The organism is Agromyces sp. GQ35, from assembly GCF_059758475.1.
Window position 1 is genome coordinate 272,929 of record NZ_JCAXEO010000003.1, and the last position, 20,898, is coordinate 293,826.

Genomic DNA, 20,898 nt, shown 5'->3' on the forward strand with positions numbered 1-20,898 from the left:
ATCGAAGGACACCATGAGAAGAGCTGCCGTGAATCGGCCGACCATCGCCCTCACCGCCACCATCGCGGCATCCGTGCTGCTGCTCACCGGCTGCGGCACCACCGAGAACGCGGGCGAGGCGAGCGGCGAAGCCGTGATCACCATCACCGATGACCGCGGCGAGAGCATCGAGCTCGCTGCGCCGGCCGAGAAGGTCGTCGCGCTCGAATGGAACACCGCCGAGAACCTCGTGGCGCTCGGCGTCATGCCGGTCGGCGTCGCCGATGTCGAGGGCTACGGCGACTGGGTCAAGTCCGAGACGCTCGATGAGAGCGTGACGGATGTCGGCACACGCGGTGAGCCCTCGGTCGACGCCATCGCGGGCCTCGCGCCCGACCTCGTGCTGACCACCAGCGACCTGTCCGAGTCGGTCATCGCCCAGATCGAGGAGTTCGCACCGGTGCTCGTGGTTCGCGGCGCCGACGCGTCGAACCCCATCGGCCAGATGGAGTTGAACCTCGAGCGCATCGCCGTGGCCACCGACCGAGAGGCGGAAGGCGAAGCGGTGTTCGCCGGGTTCCAGGAGAAGCTCGCCGAGGGCGCTGCCGCGCTCGCCGACGCGGGCCTCTCCGGCGCACCGTTCATGATGAGCGACGCGTGGCCCAGCGGTGGCCAGGTCTCGATCCGGCCGTTCGCCGAGGGCGCGCTGCTGACCGCGGTCACCGAGGAACTCGGGCTCGAGAACGCCTGGACCGGCGAAGGCGACGCCGACTACGGCCTCGGCTCGACCGATGTCGAAGGCCTCACGGGCGTCGGCGACGTGGAGTTCCTCTACATCGCCAACGGCGACACCGACCCGTACCAGAACGAGCTCGCGGGCAATGCCGTGTGGCAGTCGTTGCCCTTCGTGCAGAGCGGCAAGGTGCACCGTCTGCCCGACGGCGTCTGGATGTTCGGCGGCCCCTCGTCGATGAACGACTACATCGATGCCGTCGTCGCGACTCTCGCGGGCTGAGCGGCTCGAAGCGCTGAATCCCGCGCCGGGCGGGGCCGCACGGCCCCGGCTCGGCGCGGTGCTCCTCCTGGCCCTCGGTCTCGTCATCGCGACGCTGTTCGCGGCGGTACACGTCACCCAGGGCTCGGCGAACGTCGGGCTGCCCGAACTGCTGGGGTTGCTCGGAGGCGACTCCGACGATCAAGCGGCAGCCGTCCTCGTCGCCTCGCGGATGCCGCGGCTCGCCGCCGGTGTGCTCGTGGGCGTCGCGCTCGGCGTCGCCGGGCTCGTGATGCAGAGCGTCTCGCGCAATGTGCTCGCCTCGCCCGACACGCTCGCGGTGAACGCCGGATCCTACCTGGCCGTCGTCGCGGTCACGGCATTCGGCATCGTATTGCCCATCGCCGGCGGCGGCGTCGTCGCCTTCATCGGCGGTCTCGCCGCAGCGGGCCTGGTGCTCGCGCTCTCGGCGGGCGGCGGGCGCGGCGGAGGCACCGTGCGCCTCGTGCTCGCGGGCTCGGCCATCGCGCTCGCGCTGTCCGCACTGACGACGACGATGATCCTGCTCTTCCCCGAGCGGACCGAGGGCCTCTATGCATGGGGCAACGGCACGCTCTCCCAGACGGGCATGGCGCCCATGCTGCAACTCGGGCCCGTCGTGCTGCTCGCGATCGCGGCCCTCTTCCTGTTCGCGCGTCAGTTCGACCTCATCGCCCTCGGCGACGACACCGCAACGGTGCTCGGCGTGCGGGTTCGCCGCACTCGGCTCATCGGCATCGTCATCGCGGTGCTGCTCTCCGCCGCCGCCGTGACGGTCGCGGGACCGATCGGCTTCGTCGGCCTCGCGGCGCCCGCGATCGTGCGACTCATCGCCGTGCGGGTGCCCGGCATGCAGCGGCATGTGCTGCTCATCCCCGCCGCCGCGCTCATGGGCGTCATCGTCGTGCTCGGCGCCGACGTGCTGCTGCGCCTCGCGTTCGGCGGTCAGGCCGCGGTCGAGGTGCCGACGGGCGTCGTCACCACCATCTTCGGCGCGGTGTTCCTCATCGCGCTCGCCCTGCGCGCCCGTGCATCGACCGAGACCGGCACCGGCTTCGTGATCGGGGCGGGTCTCTCCCGCCGCGGACGCGTGTTCGTGATCGCGTCATCCGCCGTGCTGCTCGTCGTACTCGCCTTCGTCTCGCTCCTGCTCGGCGACGCGAAACTGCTCGGCGGCGACGTGCTCAACTGGGTGACCGGGCAGGCCGGGCCGCTCGTCGAGTTCGTGATGAACACTCGTGCGCCGCGCGTCGCCGCGGCGATCCTCGCGGGCGCGGCGCTCGCGCTCGCGGGCACGGTCGTGCAGGCGGTCTCCCGCAATCCGCTCGCCGAGCCCGCCATCCTCGGTGTCACCGGGGGAGCGGGCGTCGGCGCAGTGATCGTGATCACGTTCTGGCCGTTCGCGACCTTCCTCGGCGTGACGACCGGCGGATTCGCGGGCGCAGCGCTGGCCGCGCTCATCGTCTTCGGCCTCGCGATGCGCGGCGGGCTCGCATCGACGCGGCTCATCCTGATCGGGCTCGGCGTCTCGGCGGCAGCGGCCGCCGTCACCTCGATGCTCATCATCGCGACGGATCCGTACAACGCGGCCAAGGCGCTGACGTGGATGAACGGCTCGACGTACGGCCGCACCTTCCCGCAGCTCGTCCCGCTCGCGATCGTCATCCTCGTCGCGGTGCCGCTCCTCGCCTCGGCGCGCCGCGAACTCGACCTGCTCGCGTTCGATGACGACACCCCGCGAGTACTCGGCGTGCGGCTGGGCACTGCTCGGCTCGGCCTCCTGGCGGTGAGCGTCGCACTGACCGCGACGGCGGTCGCCGCCGTCGGCGTGGTCGGCTTCGTCGGGCTCGTCGCCCCGCACGCGGCACGCGCGCTCGTCGGCTCGCGTCACGCCCTCGTGCTGCCACTCGCGGCACTGCTCGGTGCGCTGCTCGTCTGCGTGGCCGACACGCTCGGCCGCACCATCATCGCCCCCGCCCAGCTGCCCGCCGGATTGCTCACCGCGGTCGTCGGCGCCCCCTATTTCGTCTGGCTGCTCTGGCGTTCGCGTCGCGCCGCCTGAAGTTCGATTCCGATAGGAGAGACCTCGCATGGCCAAGCCCGGATACCGCGTGTTCGACACCGAGGTGGGTGAGATCCGACGGATGTCGCCGCACTTCGTGCGCGTGACCTTCCGCTCCGACGACCTCAGGGAGATCGGCTGGGACGGCCCCGACCAGCGGATCAAGGTCGTACTGCCCCTCGAGTCGAGCGGCTTCGGCGAGCTTCCGACCGGCGAGGCCGATTGGTACTCGGCATGGCGCGCCCTGCCCGATGAACGGCGCAACCCGATCCGTACATACACGATCCGTGCGGCCCGGCCTGAGGCGGGCGAGCTCGACGTCGACTTCGTCGCGCACGGTGACAGCGGTCCTGCATCCCGCTGGATCGCGGCGGCCCGCCCCGGCGACCGCATGCTGATCGTCGCGCCCGATGCCACGAGCGACGAGGAGTCGGGCGGTTGGGAGTGGCACCCGGGGGCAGCCCGAACACTGCTCATCGCCGGCGACGAGACGGCGGTCCCCGCCGTCGGCGCGATTCTCGAGCAGCTGCCGGCCGATGCGCGCGGGGCCGTCTTCCTCGAGGTGCCCGAGGTGGGCGACGGGCTGGAGCTGCGCGCTCCGGTCGGCGTCGAGGTGCGCTGGCTCCCACGCGGTGACGAGGCAGCCGGCTACGGTGCTCGCCTCGTCGAAGCGGTCACCGAGTGGGCCGATGCGTGGGTGGCCGCCGACCCGACCGCGGCGGCCATCCCCGCCGGCGCGCCCGCAACGGTGCGAGAACTCCCGGCGCTCGACGACGAGGACCTCCTCTGGGAGGTGCCGGAGGCCGCCGATGACGGTGGACTCTACGCCTGGCTCGCCGGGGAGGCCTCCGCGATCACCACGCTTCGGCGGCATCTCGTCAAGGGACTCGGCGTCGACCGCCGCCGCGTCGCGTTCATGGGGTACTGGAAGCTCGGCCGCGCCGAGGGGTAGGGGCGCGCCGAGGGGTGGGCAGGTAGCCGCCGGCTTCGAGCCCCGCCTCGATCTCGAAGCGGTTCTTCAGCGGGTCGCGCCCCGCGATGAAGTACAGCAGCGGGAAGAGCATGCCGTACTTCTGCCATTGCACCTTGTGCACCGCCTCGTGGCCGAGCACGCGGTCGCCGGCGTTGCCATTCGTGAGATAGCACCCGCCGACGCAGGAGCCCCCTCGGCCGAACGTCCATTTCGGCATGCCGGTGAAGATGATCAGGCCGTGCTTGCGCTCGATCGGCCCGGTGCTCCAGATGAAGCCCCAGATGAAGCCGACGGCGGTCGCCCACCAATAGCCCGCGCGGCTGATGGAAGAGTTCGTCAAGCTGATGCGCAGCGTTCCGTTGCCGGTTCGCCCGCTCACGCGGCTTCCTCCGCCGATGCCGTCGATTCCGCGACATCCGTTGCGCCGGGCCTGCCGAGCGCCTCGAGCAGCCGCAGCCACACCTCGCTCATCGTCGGGAACGCCGGCACGGCGTGCCAGAGCCGGTCGATCTGCACCTCGCCGACGATCGCGATGGTGGCCGACTGCAGGAGCTCTGCGACGTCTTGGCCGACGAACGTCGCTCCGACGACGGTGCCGCGCTCTTCATCGACGACGAGTCTCGCGCGCCCCTCGTAGTCGTCGGCCACGATGCCGGCGCCGCTGACCGAAGAGAACGAGACGTCGGCGAGTCGCACGCGCCGCCCGTCGCGGCTCGCCGCGGCAGCCGTGAGGCCGACGGAGACGGCCTCGGGTTCGGCGAAGACCACCTGCGGCACCGCCGAGTGGTCGGCCGTGGCGACGTGCGCACCCCAGGGAGCCGTCTGCTGCGGCCGGCCGAGGGCTCGCGCCGCGATGAGGTCGCCGACGGCGCGCGCCTGGTACTTGCCCTGGTGGGTCAGCAGTGCGCGGTGGTTGACGTCGCCGACGGCGTAGAGCCACTGCTGATCCGCGTTGCCGTCGACCCCCGTCGCGAGCATGGTGTCGTCGACGTCGACCCACTCGCCGGGTCGGAGCCCGACGGACTCCACGCCGAGTCGGTCGGTGCGGGGCTGCCGCCCGGTCGCGACGAGAACCTCGTCGGCGGTGATCGTCTCGCCGTCGTCGAGGGTGACGACGACCTCGTCCGCGGCGTTGCGCACCACTCGGCTCGGTTGCACTCCGAGGCGAACGGATGCCCCGAGCCCGCGCAGCCCGGCCGCGACGGCCTCGCCGGCGAACGGCTCCATGCCGCCGAGCAGGCCGCTGCGGGCGAGCACGGTCACCTCGGTGCCGAACCCGGCGAACGCCGTCGCCATCTCGACCGCGACGACCCCGCCGCCGATGATGGCGAGCCGGGCCGGGGGTTCGGTGACGCTCGTGGCCTCGCGGTTCGTCCACGGCCGCGCCTCGGCGGCGCCGGTGATCGGCGGAATGACGGGGTCCGAGCCGGTCGCGAGGACCACGGCGTGCCGGGCTCGATACGCGACCTCCTCGCCGCTGACGCGTTCGACGATGACCCGACGCTCTCCGTCGAGACGGCCGTGGCCGCGCTCGAGCTGGATTCCGATACCCTCGAGCCAGTCTGCGCCGCCCTGGTCGCTCCAGTCGGAGACCCAGTAGTCGCGCCGTGCGAGCACAGCCGGCACGTCGAGCGTGCCGGTCACGGCTTCGCGCGCACCGCCGACCCGTTGTGCCGCGCGCAGGGCCGCGGCGCTCCGCAGCAACGTCTTCGAGGGCACGCAGGCCCAGTACGAGCACTCTCCGCCGAGGAGTTCGCGCTCGACCAGCACGACCTCGAGCCCCGCGGCCCGCGCCCGATCTGCGGCATTTTCTCCGACTGGTCCGCCACCGATGACGATGACGTCGACCTCGTGTTCCATCCCGTTCCCCTCCGGTGCACCGGCGCGCGCCGGCGGCCTGCCCCCAGCCTAGGCAGAAGCGGTGCTCCGGAGCATCCGCCTCAGCGCGGTTCGGCGGTGCCCGAGGTCAGCGCGCCGACGAGGCGCAGGATCGTCGGCAGGTCGTCGTCGGCTGCGTGCGGCGACGCCGGTGCGAAGCCGGCGATCGCCGCGCCGGCGATCGGGAAACGGGCGACGACCGCTCGGACGAGCGCGACGAGGTCGGTCGCCCCGATGCCGAACGGCATCGGATACGAGAGACCCGCGAGCGCTGAAGGGTCGAGCACGTCGAGGTCGATGTGCACGAAGACCTGCGAAGCACCGGTCGCTTCGAGGGCTGCGATCACGACGGCGGGGTCGGAGAGGTCTTCGACGGTGAGTGTCGCGACCTCGTGCGCGTCGATGAATCGGCGCTCCTCGTCGTCGATCGCGCGGATGCCGCCGAGCACGAGGCGCTCGGGTGCGATGCGCGTGTCAGGGTCGAGCGCGAGCCCGTCGGCGCCCTCGCCGACGATGGCACGCAGGGTCATGCCGCCGAAGCCGCCCGAGGGCGAGGACTCGGGGGTGTTCAGGTCGGGATGCGCGTCGAGCCAGAGCACTGCGAGATCGCCGGCGGCCGCGGTGGAGGCATGGCCGACAGCCGCGAGGGATGCGCCGCAGTCGCCGCCGATCGTGAGCGCCCAGTCGGGCACCGCGGCGAGCGCGCGAGCAGTGAGCTCACGCACGCGCACGAGGGTGCTGTAGCGCAGCACGCCGGTGCCGAGCGACTCGCCGGCCTCGACCGGCACCTCGACGACCACCGTGGACGACGACGGCAGGTCGCCGAGGATGGCGGCGGCGCCATCGGCGTGGCTCATGGCTCGGGAGGAGACGGAACCCTGCCAGAGGGGGACGACGACGAACGAGACGGGCATGTCCTCAAGTATCGCGCGCTTGGTGCCGCTGGTGGTCGAGCCTGCCGAGACCCGAAAGGGTTCGACAGGCTCGACGCGCTCAGGGGGGTCAGCCGCCGATGGCGCCCTGCGAGTTGCCGCCGGCCTTCAGCGCGGCGAGGCGCGCGTCGACCTCGGTGAGTTCGCCGAGGTCGTCGAGCTCGTTGAACTGCGCGTCGAGGCTCGATGCGGCGAGCTCGGCCTGTCCGCGCACGACGGCCTCTTCGCGTCGGATCTTGTCTTCGAAGCGGCCGAGGTCGCTCGTCGGGTCGAGGATGTCGATCGATTTGACAGCGTCGTGCACCTGCTTCTGGGCCGCGGCCGTCTTCGAGCGGGCGACGAGCTCGGAGCGCTTGTTCTGCAGCTGGACGAGCTTCTCCTTCATGCCGTTGAGGCCGGATTTCAGCTTGTCGACGACCTCGGTCTGCGCGGCGATCTGCGGTTCGGCGGCCTTCGCCTCATTCTCGGAGGAGATCTGTCGGCTGAGGGCGACCTTCGCGAGGTTGTCGAACTTGTCGGCGCCCGATGGGTCGCCCGCCGTGCGCAGTTCGTCGCCCTTGCGGCTCGCCGCGACAGCTTTCTCGCCCCACTCGCGTGAGGCCTCGACGTCTTCGCGATGGTCGTCTTCGAGCAGGCGCAGATTGCCGATCGTTTCGGCGATGGCAGCTTCAGCATCGGCGATCGCGTTCGTGAAGTCGCGCACCATCTGGTCGAGCATCAACTGCGGGTCTTCCGCCTGGTCGATGAGGTTGTTGACGTTGGCTCGCACGAGCTGCGAGATCCGTCCGAAGATGGACTGCTTGGTCATGGTTGTTCCTTTCGTGGTGATCCGAGTTCGGTCTGTCGGTTCGTGGTCGGTGGGAATCGGTCGGCTGACGGCCGCCGGGGGGCCGCGACGTCGTCGGGGTTCAGAACCGGCCTCCGCTTCCGCGCCGCGAGCGGGTCGCGGAGCCGCCGAAGCTGCCGGCCGAGCGGCCACCGCCGCCGCGGCCGCCGAAGCCACCGGATGAGCCTCCGCCGAAACCTCCGCCGAAGCCGCCACCGCCGCCGCCGAGCACCGAGTTGACCAGGATGCCGCCGAGGACGGCTCCGAAGACGTCGCCGCCCGAGCCCGTGGATCCGCCGCCGGCACTGCCGCCGAAGCCCCCGCCGAAGCCGCCGCCCATACCGCCGTCGAATCCGCCGACATCGCGCTGCGCGAGCGACATGGCTTCGGATGCGAGCCGTTCGGCGCGTTGCGCCGACGTGAGCGCCGCGGCCGGATCGGTCGGTGCGATGCCCTCTGCTTCGATGAGGAGGCGTCCGGCTTCGGCGAGCCGTGTGCGTGCCTCTGCGCCGATCGCCCCGCGCCGGGCGACGAGGTAGTCCTCGGTCGCCTGCACCTGCGACCTGGCGGTCAAGAGTGTTCGGCCCAGTTGCGCCTGCGCCCGAGCGGCCTGCTCGGCGGCGTCACGAACCCCCTGGATCGTCGCGTCGATCTCGCTGTCGACCTGTTCGAGCCTGGAGTTCAGTGCGACGGGATCGCGCCCCGGGGAGCCGATCGCGCTGCGTACGGCGGCCACTTCAGCGGCGACTCGATCGGCGAGCGCGGTGGCGGCATCGTTCGACAGGCCGCGAGCGGTCGCGATATCGCGGTCGAGCTCACCGAGCGTCGCGGCCACCGCCTGGTCGGCGGCGGCGAGATCGGCCGCGAGCCGCTCGACGGCTGCCGTCAGCAGCTTGGTCTGGTCGACGGCCTCTTCCGCGGCGCGGATGCCGACCGCGGCCTGCGCTGCATCGCCGGCCGCCACTTCAGTATCGGCGCCGGCCAACGCCTCACGTGCGAAGCCGATGCGCGACTGCGCTTGCGCCGGATTGTCGATGACGGGCGCGGTGGCGGATGCGGCATACTGCGCGGTGAGGGTGGCGAGTCGCTGCCCGGCGGGCGCGATCGCGGCCTCTGCGGCGGTCGCTGCCGCTCGGACGCGCTCGAGCTCGCCCGGCGCATCGCGCTCGAGCGCGCGCAACTCGTCGAACTGCTCGGCCTGTTCGTCGAGCATCGCATCGGCCTCGCCGGTGAGACGGATGATGCCGCCGTACCACTCGCGGCGCTGCTCGTCGGTATCGGGGCTGGCATCGTCGAGCTGCTGTTGCATCGCGAATGCCTCTGAGAGCTTCGCCTTCGCGGTCTCGAGCGCGGCGCGGAACGCCTCGGTGGCGGCGTCGCCGTAGGAGGCGACCGCAAAACCGAGCTCCTCCTCACTCGTCTTCACGGCGTCGTCGGCCTGCACGAGTGCACTGCCGGCACGGCGGCGCAACTCGTCGATCGAGGGGAGCGGCGGCTGGCCGGGAGCGGCGCCGGCGGCCCGCTGCTTCTTGCGCCTCGCGAGCACGATCGCGATGATCGCGACGACGACGGCACCGATGGCGACGATCCAGACGAAGCCCCAACCGCCACCACCACTGGCGCCGCCCGAACCGCCGGCGATGGCGTCGGCGCCGGCGATCGCGGCACCCGCCCAGTCGCCGTCGCGCAGCTCGGGCTCGATGACGTCGAGGCTGATGCGGTCGAGCTCCTCGTCGGAGAGCGAGGCATCGCTCGCCGCGGAGAGGTAGTAGGCGCCGCCGTCGAGCGCGACCGCGAGCAGGTAGTCCTCGCTGCCGAGGTTGTTCCTGATCGCGGTCTGGTCGGCCCAGTCCGCCGCCGTCGCGGGATTCGTGAACTGGCTCACATATGCCACGAACAGTTGCTTGCCGCTTCGGTCGGCGGCGGCGTCGAGCGCGGACTCGACCTGAGCGGTGCGCCCATCGAGGGCGCCGACGGTGTCGACCACGGGAGATGAGGGGTTGAAAGCGACCGGGTCTTCAGCCCAGGCGACGCCGATGGTGCCGGCTCCGATCACCGCCCCGAGCACGATCGTGAGAGCCGCGGACCACTTGCGTACTGCGCGCATGCACCAGTGCCTTTCCCCGTCCGAGCGGACGATTCCGAGTCTATGGCGCGGGCCGAGGGCGCGTCCATGCTCCGTCGGTGATGGTCGGCGAGCGCTCAGCCTGCGGAGACGTCGAGACCGGCGAGCGGCGAGATCAGGTACTCGATAGCTCCGCTGTGCTCGGCGTCGGTGAAGACCACGACGGCGCCCAGGCCGTAGCGCCCGGCCGCGAGGGCGGGCAGATCGTCGGGGAGCGATGGCAGGCGTTCGTCGTCGGCGCCGCAGCGTCGCGTCTCGAACATGCCGGCGAGTTCGATGGACGCGCCCGGTGCGAGTTCGATCGATCGGACCAGAGGGTCGGTGTCGTCGCTCGAGTGCCACACCGTGATCCCCGAATCGGCGACCGTCAGCGCGGGAGCGAGCCGGATCCACCCGCTCACCGGTGCGTCGCTCGAATTGGTGACGGTGACGAGCGCGGCAACGGATGTCCCGGCCGTAGCGGCCGCGGGCGCGGTGACCTCGACGCTGAGCTGAGCCGCTCCGACATCTGGGGCGCTCGTCACGGGAGCGCCGCAGAGGTTGACCTTCTCTGGTGCCGCGAACGGGAGATCGAGGGTGTCGCCCTCGGCCGACTCGGTTCCGTCGCCGGGCATCGTGTCGGCCGCGGGAGCTTCGCTCAGCGACGAGTCGCCGGCCGTCGTCGAGGCGCCCATGCCGCCGACGAACCCGAGCCCGAGCACGACGCCGCCGAGTCCGAAGACGACCGCCGTCGCCGCGACGCCGCCGACGATGGCGCTGCGGCGCGACCGTCGCCGAGCCCGGCTCGCCACGAGCACCGCGTCGACGTCGATCGGACGCGGGGTCGCGGCATCCGCCGACGCGGTGAGCTGTGCGCCGATGCGATCGCCTGCGCCGTCCCGTTCACGTTCAGACATGGCTGCCTCCCGTTCGCGCGGTGCGTTCGCCCGCCGGATCGATGGCGGCGGAGAGCGCCTTCAAGCCGTCGCTGAGGTATCGCTTGACCGCACCCGAGCTGATGCCGAGCACGGAGGCGATCGCGTCGACCGTCAGGTCGTCGTAGTAGCGCAGCACGATGCAGGCCGCCTGCCGGGGCGCCAACCGGCGCACCCGGGCGGCGAGGTCGAGCCGCTCGTCGCTCGCCGCGGCCGGAGATTCCACCGAATCCGGGACGAGTGCGAGATGCCGTACCCGCCGCCAGGTTCCGCTGCGGCGTGAGCGATCGATCACCGCGTTCAGGATGGCGCGACGCACGTAGGCCTCTGCGCGCGGCAGCGTGAGTCCGATGCGCTGTCGCCCGAAGGTGCGCACGAGCGCGTCCTGCACGAGATCCGCGGCGTCGTCGACGTTGCCGGTGAGCAGGTAGGCGTACCGGCTGAGCGCGTCGCCGCGTTCGGCGACGAGCGTCTCCGCCACGGTGTCCCACGACCCGCCCACGCGTGCTCCTCCCGACGGCGGCGCTTCCCCGTCACTGTATGAGACGACCGAGGGAGTCGTTTCGTTGGGTGGAGGAACGAGAAAAGCCCCGGCGGATCGCCGAGGCTTCTCGATTCGAGTGCGAGTGACCACGACGCGCAGCGTCGTCGTCACCACTCACAACGTGCCCCCGGAGGGATTCGAACCCCCGACCTACGGTACCGGAAACCGGCGCTCTATCCCCTGAGCTACGGAGGCGCACAGCTAGAGAGACTACCACTCCCGAGCGCGCCGTTCACACGTGCAGCGGGGGGCTGCGCCCCTCAGGAGAGGCTGAGCCGGGCGACCGTTCCGAGTAGATCCTCGCGCACCTTCGCCGTCAGGAACGCACGTGCGCCGTGCAGCACGGGATCGTGGTCGACGCGGGTTGCGACCACTTCGGGGTACCAGCGGCTGAGACGGCGGATGCCGCGTTCGACGGAGTCGGCGAGGGCATGACCGCCGACGATCGCGGTCGGGCCCGCGAGCACGAGACGCCCGGGGTCGAGCGTCGCCAGCAGCGGCAGCGCGATGTGCGCGACGCGTTCGCCGAGCTCCTCGATGATCGCGTCGCGGTCGGGGCTCGCGGCGATCGCCTCGAGGGCCGAACGGTGGTCGACGGAATCGAGTCCGTGGCCGGCCGCGATCCGACGCACAGCTGCGGCTCCTGCGAGGTCCTGGCTCGTCACGGCGTGCGAGTCGAGCGCTTGCGCGGCGACCGACAGCGGCAGGAAGCCGACCTCGCCGGCGCCGCCGAAGCTGCCGCGGTGCAGGTCGCCCGCGACGTCGAACGACGCTCCGACACCGTTGCCGAGCCAGAGCAGTGCGAAGACGTCGCGACCTTCGCCCGCGCCGGAATCGCGTTCGGCGATCGCCGCGAGGTTCACGTCGTTCTCGACGAAGACGGCGACGCCGAGCTCGGTCTCGAGTGTCGTGCGCAGACCGGTCACCGGCCAACCCGGCAGGGTCTCGCTGAAGAGCGTGCCCTTCTCGCCTGGATCGACGTACCCGGCCGTGCCGATGCACACGGAGTGCACGACCGCTGGGTCCGTGCCCGCTGCGGCGCTCGCCTCGCGGATCGCGGCACCGACCTCGAGCACGGCGTCGCGGCCGGAGGCATCGCGGGGCAGCGCGATGCGCACCACCGGCCGCTCACCGCCTGCAGCGTCGACGACGGACGCGCGCAGTTCTGTGGCCTCGATCGCGATCGCGACGCCGAGCGGCCGGTCGGTACGCGCGGCGTACAGTGCGGCATTCCGACCGGGATTGCCCGCGACCTGCCCGCGCTCCTCGACCACTCCGGCGGCGATCAGTCGGGTCATCATCATCGACGCGGTCGGCTTGGAGACGCCGACGAGTTCGCAGATGCGGTTGCGAGTGAGCGGACCGTGATCGAGCAGCGCCGAGAGGCCGACCCGGTCGTTGACCGCGCCGAGCCACGACGGCGTGCCCTGCGTCGTTCTCATCGTCGCTGCACGGCGGTCATTCGGCGGGCAGATTGCCGAGCACGGCGGTGACGAGCTGGCCGGCGTCGCCGGGCTCGAAGAGGACGGCCGACTCGATCACGATCCAGTAGCGGCCGGTGAAGATCTGCGCTTCGCCCCTGCCCCCGGCCTGGCTGAAGTATCCCTCGACGTCGGGCGGCGTGCCGTAGGTGGGCACGGGGCTCGATCCCATCGCCGCCTCGTTCTTGTGGGTGAGGAGCGCGTCCGCAGTGGGCGTCGAGACGCCGATCTCGATGATCTCGCCGCTCGTCTGGTTGCTCCAGCCGCAGGCTGTGCCCTGCTCTTCGACCACAGCGATGACATCCTCGCTCGACGGCTCGAAGTCGGGAGCGGTGCCGAAGTTCGGATTGAACTCGTACACCTGCTCGAGGGTGAGCAGCGCATCGCAGGCGATCTCGAACGGCACGGCGGGCTCGGCGGTCTCGGTGGGCGCTGCCGTCGGCGACGGCGTCTCGCTCGAGCTCGGCGGCGCGGCGGTGCCGCTCGGTTCGGGTGTCCCACCGACGCATCCGCTCAGCAGCACGACGGTTGCGGTCGCCACGAGTGCGATGGCAGCTGGGCGAGGGCGGGGCAGTCGGAGCGAGCGCGGCATGAGACGAACCTTATCAATGGCGCCGGGTAGGATTTGCGGGTGACTCCAGCCGATCTTTCGCGTGCCCTGTACGACCTCGTCCTCGCCCTCGCCGAGCGACGTCGTGCCGCGGGCGACGAGGTCGAGCTCGAGCTCGCTGCCGACGATGTCACGCTCGAGCGGCCGAAGCTGCGCGAACACGGGGACTGGGCCTCGAGCATCGCGATGCGGGTGGCGAAGCCGCTCGGCACGAATCCCCGGCAGATCGCGACCGAGCTCGCAGCCGGCCTCGCGGAGGTCGACGGCGTCGCGAGCGCCGAGGTCGCCGGTCCCGGATTCATCAACGTGCGGCTCGATGCCGCCGCCGCCGGCGCGCTCGCGAAGACGATCGTCGAGGCGGGCCAGGCCTTCGGGCACAGCGACTCCCTCGCCGGCAGCGTCATCAACGTCGAGTTCGTGTCGGCCAATCCCACGGGGCCCCTGCACATCGGACACACCAGGTGGGCGGCGCTCGGGGACTCGATCGGCCGGGTGCTGCGAGCCGCGGGCGCCCAGGTCGCCAACGAGTACTACATCAACGACGCCGGCAACCAGATGGAGACGTTCGGAGCGTCGGTGCTCGCGGCGGCGAAGGGCGAACCGACCCCCGAGGGCGGCTATCCCGGCGCATACATCGGCGAGCTCGCGCGGCGCGTGCTCGAGCGGGAGCCGAACCTCGTCGAGCTCGACCACGCGATCGCCCTGCACACCGCCACCGAGATCGCCTACGAGCTGCAGCTCGGCGAGATCCGCGCCTCGCTCGAGCGGTTCAACGTGCACTTCGACGTCTGGACGAGCGAGCGCCGGCTGCACGCGAAGGGTGACGACGGCCTGTCCGACATCGACACGGCGATCGAACGTCTGCGCGCCCAGGGCCATGTCTTCGACGAAGACGGCGCCGTGTGGGTGCGCACCACCGACTTCGGCGACGACAAAGACCGGGTCATCCGTCGCGGCAACGGCGTCTACACCTACTTCGCGGCCGATGCCGCCTACTACCTCGACAAGGGCGACCGCGGGTTCGCGCACAAGATCTACCTGCTCGGCGCCGACCACCACGGCTACGTGCACCGGCTGAAGGCACTCGCCGGTGCGGCCGGCGACGACCCTGAGCGCGACGTCGAAGTGCTCATCGGCCAGCTCGTCTCGATCAACGGCGCGAAGCTCTCCAAGCGCGCGGGCAACATCATCGAACTCGACGACCTGCAGGCCTGGCTCGGCACCGACGCGCTGCGCTACACCCTCGGCCGCTATCCGGCCGACTCGCCACTGACGATCGATCCCGAGATCCTCCAGCGCCGAACGAACGACAACCCCGTCTTCTACGTGCAGTACGCACATGCCCGCACCTGCGCGGTCGACCGCAACGCGGCATCCGCCGGCCTCGACCGTTCGGTGTTCGCGCCCGAACTGCTGACCCACGAGACGGAGTCTGCGCTGCTCGGCGCACTGCAGGAGTTCCCGCGCATCGTCGCCCAATCGGCGGAGCTGCGCGAACCCCACCGGGTCGCGCGCTACATCGAGGAGCTCGCCGGCCTCTACCACCGCTGGTACGACAACTGCCGGGTGCTGCCGCTCGGCGAGGAGCCGATCGGTGCGCTCCACCACACGCGGCTCTGGTTGAACGACGCGACCGGGCAGGTGCTGCGCAACGGCCTCGAGCTGCTCGGCGTCTCCGCGCCCGAGCGCATGTGACCGACCACCCCGATCCGGAGGTTCCGATGGCGCAGGGCGAACGACACGACAGCGACGGCGCGACCGAGGTGCTCCTCGGCGTGCGCGACGATCCGGCTCTGGCCGAGCGGGCGCCCCGGCGGCGTGCTGCGCGGGGATGGATCATCGCTTCGGTGGTGCTCGTGGTACTCGTCGTGCTGGTCGTCGTGGCCGATATCGTCGCCCGCGGCATCGCCGAGCAACGGGTCGCCGAAGAGATCGAGGCGAACCTGCCCGACGGCGTCGAGGGCGACCTCGACGTCACGATCGGCGGGTTCTCTGTGATCGGGCAGTACCTGACGGGCACCATGGAGCGCGTCGAGCTCGACGCTTCGCAGTTGAGCGTCGAGGGTGCGCCCATCGACGTCACGGTCGTCGCACAGGGGTTGCCGGTCGACTTCGAATCGCCCGTGCGCCGACTGACGGCGACGATCGACGCCGACGAGGCCTCGATCAACCGGCTGGTCTCAGTGGCGGGCGTCGAGGCCGGGTTCACCTTGGGCGAGGGCACCGTCGGCTACGAGGGCGAGCTCGACGTGTTCGGCGTGCCGGTCAGCTACCAGGTCACGGCGACGCCGACCGCGGCCGGCGATTCGGTGCTGCTCCAGCCAGCCGGGATCGAGGTCGGCGCCGGCGGCGCGACGATCGACGTCTCGGGCGTCATCGACCGGTTGATGGGCGGCGACCCGCTGTCGGTGTGCGTCGCCGACCGACTGCCGCAGGGAGTGCAACTCGACGCCATCGCAGTGACGCCGGGCGCGGCGACCGTCAGGCTCACCGCCGACGGGCTCGCGCTCGACGCCGCGAGCCTCGAGCAGACCGGGAGCTGCGGGTAGCCGCCGGCTGCTGTCGGCCCGACCCGGAGGCACGCGTCGCGCACGGTCATCGATTCGGCCCGGCATTCGACCCTCGATAGACTCGCCGTACGCCGACTCACAAGGTCGGCGCGCACTGCAGGCTTCAGGAACCGATCCGGGTTCGCTCGCCGCGAGCGATCCGTGCCCTCTGTTCCATCTCGTGAGGTTCCCCGTGGCATCCACCGCACCCCCACCCGACCGGCTCCGCGTGCCTGACGACGCCAATGCGCTCGCGCCGCTCGTGTGGCCGACGACCGCGGCGCGCAACGATGCCGGTGCCCTCGTCATCGCCGGTCGCGATGCTGCCTCGCTCGCCGCCGAGTTCGGCACGCCGCTCTACGTGGTCGATGAGGCCGAGGCGCGCACCCGTGCCGCACGCATCACGCGCGCGTTCGACATCGCGGCGGCCGCCGCCGGCACGAGTGTGACGGTCTATTACGCCGGAAAGGCGTTCCTCTCGGCCGAGGTCGTGCGGTGGATGGCCGACGAGGGCCTCGCGGTCGACGTGTGCACCGGCGGGGAGCTCGCGGTCGCGCTCGCGGCCGGAGCCGAGCCGGCGCGGCTCGGCTTCCACGGGAACAACAAGTCGCTCGCCGAGATCGAACGTGCGGTCACCGTCGGCGTCGGCGCGATCGTCATCGACAGCGAGATCGAGATCGAGCGGGTCGCGGATGCCGCGGCGCGCGCCGGTCGAGTGCAGGCCGTGCGGCTCCGGGTCAACAGCGGTGTGCACGCTTCGACGCACGAATTCCTCGCGACGGCTCACGAAGACCAGAAATTCGGGGTCTCCCTCGACCGGGCGGTCGAGCTCGGTGCTCGCATCCGCTCGCACGACTCGCTCGACTTCCTCGGGCTGCACTGCCACATCGGCTCCCAGATCTTCGACTCCGCGGGCTTCGCCGAATCAGCCGAACGCCTGCTCGCCGCGCACGCGGAGCTCTCCCGGGTCGCGCCGGTGCCCGAGCTGAACCTCGGCGGCGGGTTCGGCATCGCCTACACCGCCGACGACGAGCCGGCGCCGATCGAGGAGATCGCGCGCGGCATCGTGCAGGCGGTCGTGAACGGATGCCGCGAGCACGACGTGCCCGTTCCGAAGCTCGCCTTCGAGCCGGGGCGCTCGATCATCGGCCCGGCCGGTGTGACGCTCTACACCGTCGGCACGGTCAAGCCGGTGCCGATCGAGGGCGGCGTGCGACACTACGTCTCGGTCGACGGCGGCATGAGCGACAACGCCCGCACCGCGCTCTACGGGGCCGACTACTCGGCCCGCATCGCATCACGCGTCTCCGATGCCACCCCGGTGCTCGTCCGCGTCGCGGGCAAGCACTGCGAGTCGGGCGACATCGTCGTCGACACCGAATACCTGCCGGGCGACGTCTCCCCGGGCGACCTGCTTGCCGTGCCGGCGACCGGCGCCTACTGCTGGTCGCTCGCCTCCAACTACAACCACGTGCCCCGGCCGCCGGTCGTCGCCGTACGCGACGGTGCAGTACGTCTCATCGTGCACGGCGAGACCGAGGAGCAGCTGCTCGCGCGCGATGCCGGACTCGGGGCATCCGCCGAATCGGCGGACCGCCGCACCATCGAAGGGAACCCCGCATGATCGAGTACCGCTCCATTCGAGTGGGCCTGCTCGGCGCGGGCTCGGTCGGCTCCCAGGTGGCACGCCTGCTGCTCGAGCACTCCGACGAGCTCGCCCAGCGCATCGGCGCCCGCATCGAACTCGTCGGCATCGCCGTGCGCGACCTGGAAGCCAGACGTGATACCGAGCTGCCTCGCCACCTGCTCACGACCGATGCCGACGCGCTGATCCTCGGTTCCGACATCGTCATCGAGCTCATGGGCGGCATCGAACCGGCGCGCACGCTCGTGCTGCAGGCGATCGCCTCAGGAGCCGACGTCGTCACCGGCAACAAGGCACTCGTCGCGAGCCACGGCCCCGAGCTCTTCGCCGCGGCCGAGCAGGTCGGCGCGCAGCTCTCGTACGAAGCCGCGGTGGCCGGCGCCATCCCGATCATCCGGCCGCTGCGCGACAGCCTCGCCGGCGACCGTGTCGAGCGCATCCTCGGCATCGTCAACGGCACCACGAACTTCATCCTCGACCGCATGGACCAGACCGGGGCATCGCTCGAAGACGCCCTCGCGACCGCGACCGAACTCGGCTACGCCGAAGCCGACCCGACGGCCGACATCGGGGGCTACGACGCTGCGCAGAAAGCCGCCATTCTCGCGAGTCTCGCGTTCCACACGAGCGTGCCGGTCGAGTCCGTGCATCGTGAGGGCATCACGGGGGTCACCGCAGATCAGGTCGACTCGGCGCGGCGGGCGGGCTACGTCGTGAAGCTCCTCGCCATCTGCGAGCGCCTCACCGACGCCGAGACCGGCGAAGAGGGTGTTTCCGCCCGGGTCTATCCCGCGCTCGTGCCGCGCAGCCATCCACTCGCCGCGGTGCATGGCGCCAACAACGCCGTCTTCGTCGAGGCATCCGCTGCCGGGCCGCTCATGTTCTACGGCGCCGGTGCCGGGGGAGTGCCGACGGCCTCCGCCGTCCTCGGCGACCTCGTCGCCATCGCCCGGCGGCACGTGATCGGCGGCCCGGGCATGGCCGAGTCGACGCACGCCGAGCTCGCGGTGCTCGACATCGGTCGCATCACCACGCGCTACGCCATCACGCTCGAGGTCGCCGACGAACCGGGCGTGCTCGAACAGATCGCGCACACCTTCGCCGAGCACGGAGTCTCGGTCGAGCAATTGCAGCAGACCGTCAGCGAAGGGTCGGAGCGAGCTACGCTGGTGATCGGGACGCACGAGGCGAAGGAGTCCGCGCTCGCCGAGACCGTCGCCGCCCTCGCCCAGAGCCCCGTCGTCGCATCCGTCGCGTCCGTCCTCCGAGTCGAAGGAACGTAAGTGAACCAGCCCACCCCCAAGGCCAACTCGCGTCAGTGGCGCGGAGTCATCCGCGAATACGCCGACCGCCTCGACGTCACCGATGCGACACCGGTCGTGACGCTCGGCGAGGGCGGCACGCCGCTCCTGCCCGCTCCCGCGCTCTCGGCCCGCACCGGCGCCGACGTCTGGGTGAAGTTCGAGGGCATGAACCCCACCGGCTCCTTCAAGGACCGCGGCATGACGATGGCCGTCACGAAGGCCGTCGAGCACGGTGCGAAGGTCGTCATCTGCGCCTCGACCGGCAACACCTCCGCGTCGGCAGCGGCGTACGCGACGCACGCCGGCATCAAGGCCGCAGTGCTCGTGCCCGAGGGCAAGATCGCGATGGGCAAGCTCAGCCAGGCCATCGCCCACAACGCCGAGCTGCTGCAGGTGCAGGGCAACTTCGACGACTGCCTCGACATCGCCCGCGACCTCGCAGCGAACTACCCGGTGCACCTCGTGAACTCGGTCAACAACGACCGCATCGAAGGTCAGAAGACCGCGGCATTCGAGGTCGTCGAGGTGCTCGGAGATGCGCCCGACTTCCACTTCATCCCGGTCGGCAACGCCGGCAACTACACGGCGTACACGCGCGGCTATCGCGAAGACATCGCTGCCGGCAACGCCACTCGACTGCCGCGCATGTTCGGCTTCCAGGCCTCCGGATCCGCGCCGATCGTGCGCGGCGAGGTCGTGAAAGACCCCGACACCATCGCGAGCGCGATCCGCATCGGCAACCCGGCGTCATGGGAGCTCGCGCTCGAGGCGCGCGACGAGTCCGACGGCTACTTCGGCGCGATCGACGACGGCCTGATCCTCGAGGCGCAGCGCATCCTGTCTGCGGAGGTCGGCATCTTCGTCGAGCCCGCATCGGCGATCTCGGTCGCGGGCCTGCTCGAGCGTTCGGCCGCCGGCGTGATCCCCGCGGGAGCTCGCGTCGTGCTGACGGTCACCGGCCACGGCCTGAAGGATCCGCAGTGGGCGCTTCGCACCACCGACGGTTCCGACGTTCAGCCGGTCATCGTGCCCGTCGACACCGCGCAGATCGCCTCGGTGCTCGGGCTGACCTCATGACCGCGCCCGTCGAGGCCGGCGCCGACGCGGTCGTCTCGTCGTCGCTCGCGGGCCGCCGCGTGCTCGTGAAGGTACCGGCGACCTCGGCCAACCTCGGCCCCGGTTTCGACACCCTCGGCCTCGCGCTCGCCAGCTACGACGAGCTCGACGTCTCGGTTCCGGATGCACCGGGGCTCGAGATCGAGGTGCACGGCGTCGGAGAGGGTGAGGTGCCGCTCGACGAGTCGCACCTCGTGGTGCGGGCGATCGCGCATACCTTCGCCCGGGTCGGGGTCGCGCTGCCGCCGCTGAAGCTCATCGCGCACAATCGGATTCCGCACGGTCGCGGCCTCGGCTCCTCCGGTGCGGCGATCGTGGCGGGCGTGATGGCCGCCAAAGGGCTGCTCGAGGGCGTCGTCGAGTTCAGCGCCGACGAACTGCTCGATCTCGCGACCGAGCTCGAAGGGCACCCCGACAATGTCGCGCCCGCCCTGTTCGGCGGGCTCACGATCGCCTGGGTCACCCCCGACGGGCCGCGCCACAAGAAGCTCATCGTGCACCGAGGCGTCTCGCCGCTCGTGCTCGTGCCCGAACACGAGATGTCGACGGCGCTGGCGCGCTCGCTGCAGCCCGAGTCGGTGCCGCACGAAGACGCCGTGTTCAACGTCTCGCGTTCGGCGTTGCTCATCGCCGCCCTCATCCAGAGCCCCGAGCTGCTCTTCCAGGCCACCGAAGACAAGTTGCACCAGCACTACCGTGCGAAGGCGATGCCCGAGACCGACCGACTCATCCGCATGCTGCGCGAGGCGGGACACCCGGCAGTCGTCTCGGGTGCCGGACCGTCGATTCTGGTGCTCGCGAGTGACCCGAGCGAACGTGCCGCGGCGATCGCGCTCGTCGAGGCATCCGCTGACACTGCGTGGCAGGCACTGCCGCTCGCGGTGGACTTCAAGGGCGCGACGGTCGTCAACGCGGAGCGTTGACGAC

Annotated in this window: 18 protein-coding genes and 1 tRNA gene; 9 read left to right on the plus strand and 10 right to left on the minus strand. The window is 71.1% G+C overall.

Annotated features, from left to right (window positions below):
• Positions 1–13 precede the first annotated feature (13 nt).
• The 3 genes from AC6CH0_RS16390 to AC6CH0_RS16400 are packed head-to-tail and all read left to right on the plus strand — an operon-like array spanning position 14 to position 4,026.
• The gene (locus AC6CH0_RS16390; protein ID WP_498102788.1) at positions 14–994 is read left to right on the plus strand and encodes an ABC transporter substrate-binding protein; all 981 of its coding nucleotides are present in this window, start codon (positions 14–16) and stop codon (positions 992–994) included.
• On the plus strand, positions 966–3,074 hold the full coding sequence (locus AC6CH0_RS16395; RefSeq protein WP_498102790.1) for an iron ABC transporter permease: 2,109 nt from the start codon (positions 966–968) through the stop codon (positions 3,072–3,074). The genes AC6CH0_RS16390 and AC6CH0_RS16395 overlap by 29 nt, the downstream gene beginning before the upstream one ends.
• A 28-nt stretch (positions 3,075–3,102) precedes the next feature.
• Positions 3,103–4,026 (plus strand): siderophore-interacting protein, encoded by a 924-nt coding sequence (locus AC6CH0_RS16400; RefSeq protein ID WP_498102792.1) that lies wholly within the window; start codon positions 3,103–3,105, stop codon positions 4,024–4,026.
• Here AC6CH0_RS16400 and AC6CH0_RS16405 read toward each other — a convergent pair.
• The 10 genes from AC6CH0_RS16405 to AC6CH0_RS16450 all read right to left on the minus strand — a co-directional run bounded on the left by AC6CH0_RS16405 (position 3,989) and on the right by AC6CH0_RS16450 (position 13,339).
• Positions 3,989–4,426: a Fe-S oxidoreductase gene (locus AC6CH0_RS16405; protein WP_498102794.1), complete on the minus strand. Its 438-nt coding sequence runs from the start codon at positions 4,424–4,426 to the stop codon at positions 3,989–3,991. The two genes, AC6CH0_RS16400 and AC6CH0_RS16405, sit on opposite strands and share 38 nt — an antisense overlap.
• The gene (locus AC6CH0_RS16410) at positions 4,423–5,907 is read right to left on the minus strand and encodes a dihydrolipoyl dehydrogenase family protein (protein ID WP_498102796.1); all 1,485 of its coding nucleotides are present in this window, start codon (positions 5,905–5,907) and stop codon (positions 4,423–4,425) included. The genes AC6CH0_RS16405 and AC6CH0_RS16410 overlap by 4 nt, the downstream gene beginning before the upstream one ends.
• Positions 5,908–5,987: 80 nt before the next feature.
• Positions 5,988–6,839: an arginase family protein gene (locus AC6CH0_RS16415; protein WP_498102798.1), complete on the minus strand. Its 852-nt coding sequence runs from the start codon at positions 6,837–6,839 to the stop codon at positions 5,988–5,990.
• Between the two features lie 88 nt (positions 6,840–6,927).
• Positions 6,928–7,665 (minus strand): PspA/IM30 family protein, encoded by a 738-nt coding sequence (locus AC6CH0_RS16420; protein ID WP_498102800.1) that lies wholly within the window; start codon positions 7,663–7,665, stop codon positions 6,928–6,930.
• Positions 7,666–7,765: 100 nt separating this feature from the next.
• A complete protein-coding gene (locus AC6CH0_RS16425) occupies positions 7,766–9,790 on the minus strand; it encodes a TPM domain-containing protein (protein WP_498102802.1) in 2,025 nt (674 codons plus the stop codon).
• A 95-nt stretch (positions 9,791–9,885) separates the two neighbouring features.
• Positions 9,886–10,704 carry a hypothetical protein gene (locus AC6CH0_RS16430; RefSeq protein WP_498102804.1) on the minus strand — a complete coding sequence of 273 codons (819 nt, stop codon included), beginning with the start codon at positions 10,702–10,704 and terminating at the stop codon, positions 9,886–9,888.
• Positions 10,697–11,224 carry a SigE family RNA polymerase sigma factor gene (locus tag AC6CH0_RS16435; protein ID WP_498102806.1) on the minus strand — a complete coding sequence of 176 codons (528 nt, stop codon included), beginning with the start codon at positions 11,222–11,224 and terminating at the stop codon, positions 10,697–10,699. Before AC6CH0_RS16435 ends, AC6CH0_RS16430 begins: the two co-directional genes overlap by 8 nt.
• Positions 11,225–11,388: 164 nt before the next feature.
• A tRNA-Arg gene (locus tag AC6CH0_RS16440) sits at positions 11,389–11,461 on the minus strand.
• Between the two features lie 65 nt (positions 11,462–11,526).
• Entirely contained in the window at positions 11,527–12,708 is a 1,182-nt protein-coding gene (locus tag AC6CH0_RS16445; RefSeq protein ID WP_498102808.1) for an ROK family protein, read from the minus strand.
• 16 nt (positions 12,709–12,724) lie between these two features.
• Positions 12,725–13,339 carry an iron ABC transporter ATP-binding protein gene (locus AC6CH0_RS16450; protein ID WP_498102810.1) on the minus strand — a complete coding sequence of 205 codons (615 nt, stop codon included), beginning with the start codon at positions 13,337–13,339 and terminating at the stop codon, positions 12,725–12,727.
• Positions 13,340–13,378: 39 nt separating this feature from the next.
• On the opposite strand from AC6CH0_RS16450, the gene AC6CH0_RS16455 reads away from it, so the two are divergent.
• From AC6CH0_RS16455 to thrB, 6 genes are all read left to right on the plus strand, one after another.
• Positions 13,379–15,052: an arginine--tRNA ligase gene (locus tag AC6CH0_RS16455; RefSeq protein WP_498102812.1), complete on the plus strand. Its 1,674-nt coding sequence runs from the start codon at positions 13,379–13,381 to the stop codon at positions 15,050–15,052.
• Positions 15,053–15,078: 26 nt separating this feature from the next.
• A complete protein-coding gene (locus tag AC6CH0_RS16460; RefSeq protein WP_498102814.1) occupies positions 15,079–15,906 on the plus strand; it encodes an LmeA family phospholipid-binding protein in 828 nt (275 codons plus the stop codon).
• Between the two features lie 193 nt (positions 15,907–16,099).
• Positions 16,100–17,530 (plus strand): diaminopimelate decarboxylase, encoded by a 1,431-nt coding sequence (gene lysA, locus AC6CH0_RS16465; RefSeq protein WP_498102816.1) that lies wholly within the window; start codon positions 16,100–16,102, stop codon positions 17,528–17,530.
• A complete protein-coding gene (locus AC6CH0_RS16470) occupies positions 17,527–18,834 on the plus strand; it encodes a homoserine dehydrogenase (RefSeq protein WP_498102818.1) in 1,308 nt (435 codons plus the stop codon). The genes lysA and AC6CH0_RS16470 overlap by 4 nt, the downstream gene beginning before the upstream one ends.
• The gene (gene thrC, locus AC6CH0_RS16475; protein ID WP_498102820.1) at positions 18,835–19,932 is read left to right on the plus strand and encodes a threonine synthase; all 1,098 of its coding nucleotides are present in this window, start codon (positions 18,835–18,837) and stop codon (positions 19,930–19,932) included.
• The gene (gene thrB, locus AC6CH0_RS16480; protein ID WP_498102822.1) at positions 19,929–20,894 is read left to right on the plus strand and encodes a homoserine kinase; all 966 of its coding nucleotides are present in this window, start codon (positions 19,929–19,931) and stop codon (positions 20,892–20,894) included. Before thrC ends, thrB begins: the two co-directional genes overlap by 4 nt.
• Positions 20,895–20,898: the final 4 nt, after the last annotated feature.

Bases quoted from the DNA above. Each gene is read 5' to 3' on its own strand.
- AC6CH0_RS16390 (WP_498102788.1), top strand. From the start codon at position 14: ATGAGAAGAGCTGCCGTGAATCGGCCGACCATCGCCCTCACCGCCACC.
- AC6CH0_RS16395 (WP_498102790.1), top strand. From the start codon at position 966: ATGCCGTCGTCGCGACTCTCGCGGGCTGAGCGGCTCGAAGCGCTGAAT.
- AC6CH0_RS16400 (WP_498102792.1), top strand. From the start codon at position 3,103: ATGGCCAAGCCCGGATACCGCGTGTTCGACACCGAGGTGGGTGAGATC.
- AC6CH0_RS16410 (WP_498102796.1), bottom strand. From the start codon at position 5,907: ATGGAACACGAGGTCGACGTCATCGTCATCGGTGGCGGACCAGTCGGA.
- AC6CH0_RS16415 (WP_498102798.1), bottom strand. From the start codon at position 6,839: ATGCCCGTCTCGTTCGTCGTCGTCCCCCTCTGGCAGGGTTCCGTCTCC.
- AC6CH0_RS16420 (WP_498102800.1), bottom strand. From the start codon at position 7,665: ATGACCAAGCAGTCCATCTTCGGACGGATCTCGCAGCTCGTGCGAGCC.
- AC6CH0_RS16425 (WP_498102802.1), bottom strand. From the start codon at position 9,790: ATGCGCGCAGTACGCAAGTGGTCCGCGGCTCTCACGATCGTGCTCGGG.
- AC6CH0_RS16430 (WP_498102804.1), bottom strand. From the start codon at position 10,704: ATGTCTGAACGTGAACGGGACGGCGCAGGCGATCGCATCGGCGCACAG.
- AC6CH0_RS16445 (WP_498102808.1), bottom strand. From the start codon at position 12,708: ATGAGAACGACGCAGGGCACGCCGTCGTGGCTCGGCGCGGTCAACGAC.
- AC6CH0_RS16450 (WP_498102810.1), bottom strand. From the start codon at position 13,339: ATGCCGCGCTCGCTCCGACTGCCCCGCCCTCGCCCAGCTGCCATCGCA.
- AC6CH0_RS16460 (WP_498102814.1), top strand. From the start codon at position 15,079: ATGGCGCAGGGCGAACGACACGACAGCGACGGCGCGACCGAGGTGCTC.
- AC6CH0_RS16470 (WP_498102818.1), top strand. From the start codon at position 17,527: ATGATCGAGTACCGCTCCATTCGAGTGGGCCTGCTCGGCGCGGGCTCG.
- thrB (WP_498102822.1), top strand. From the start codon at position 19,929: ATGACCGCGCCCGTCGAGGCCGGCGCCGACGCGGTCGTCTCGTCGTCG.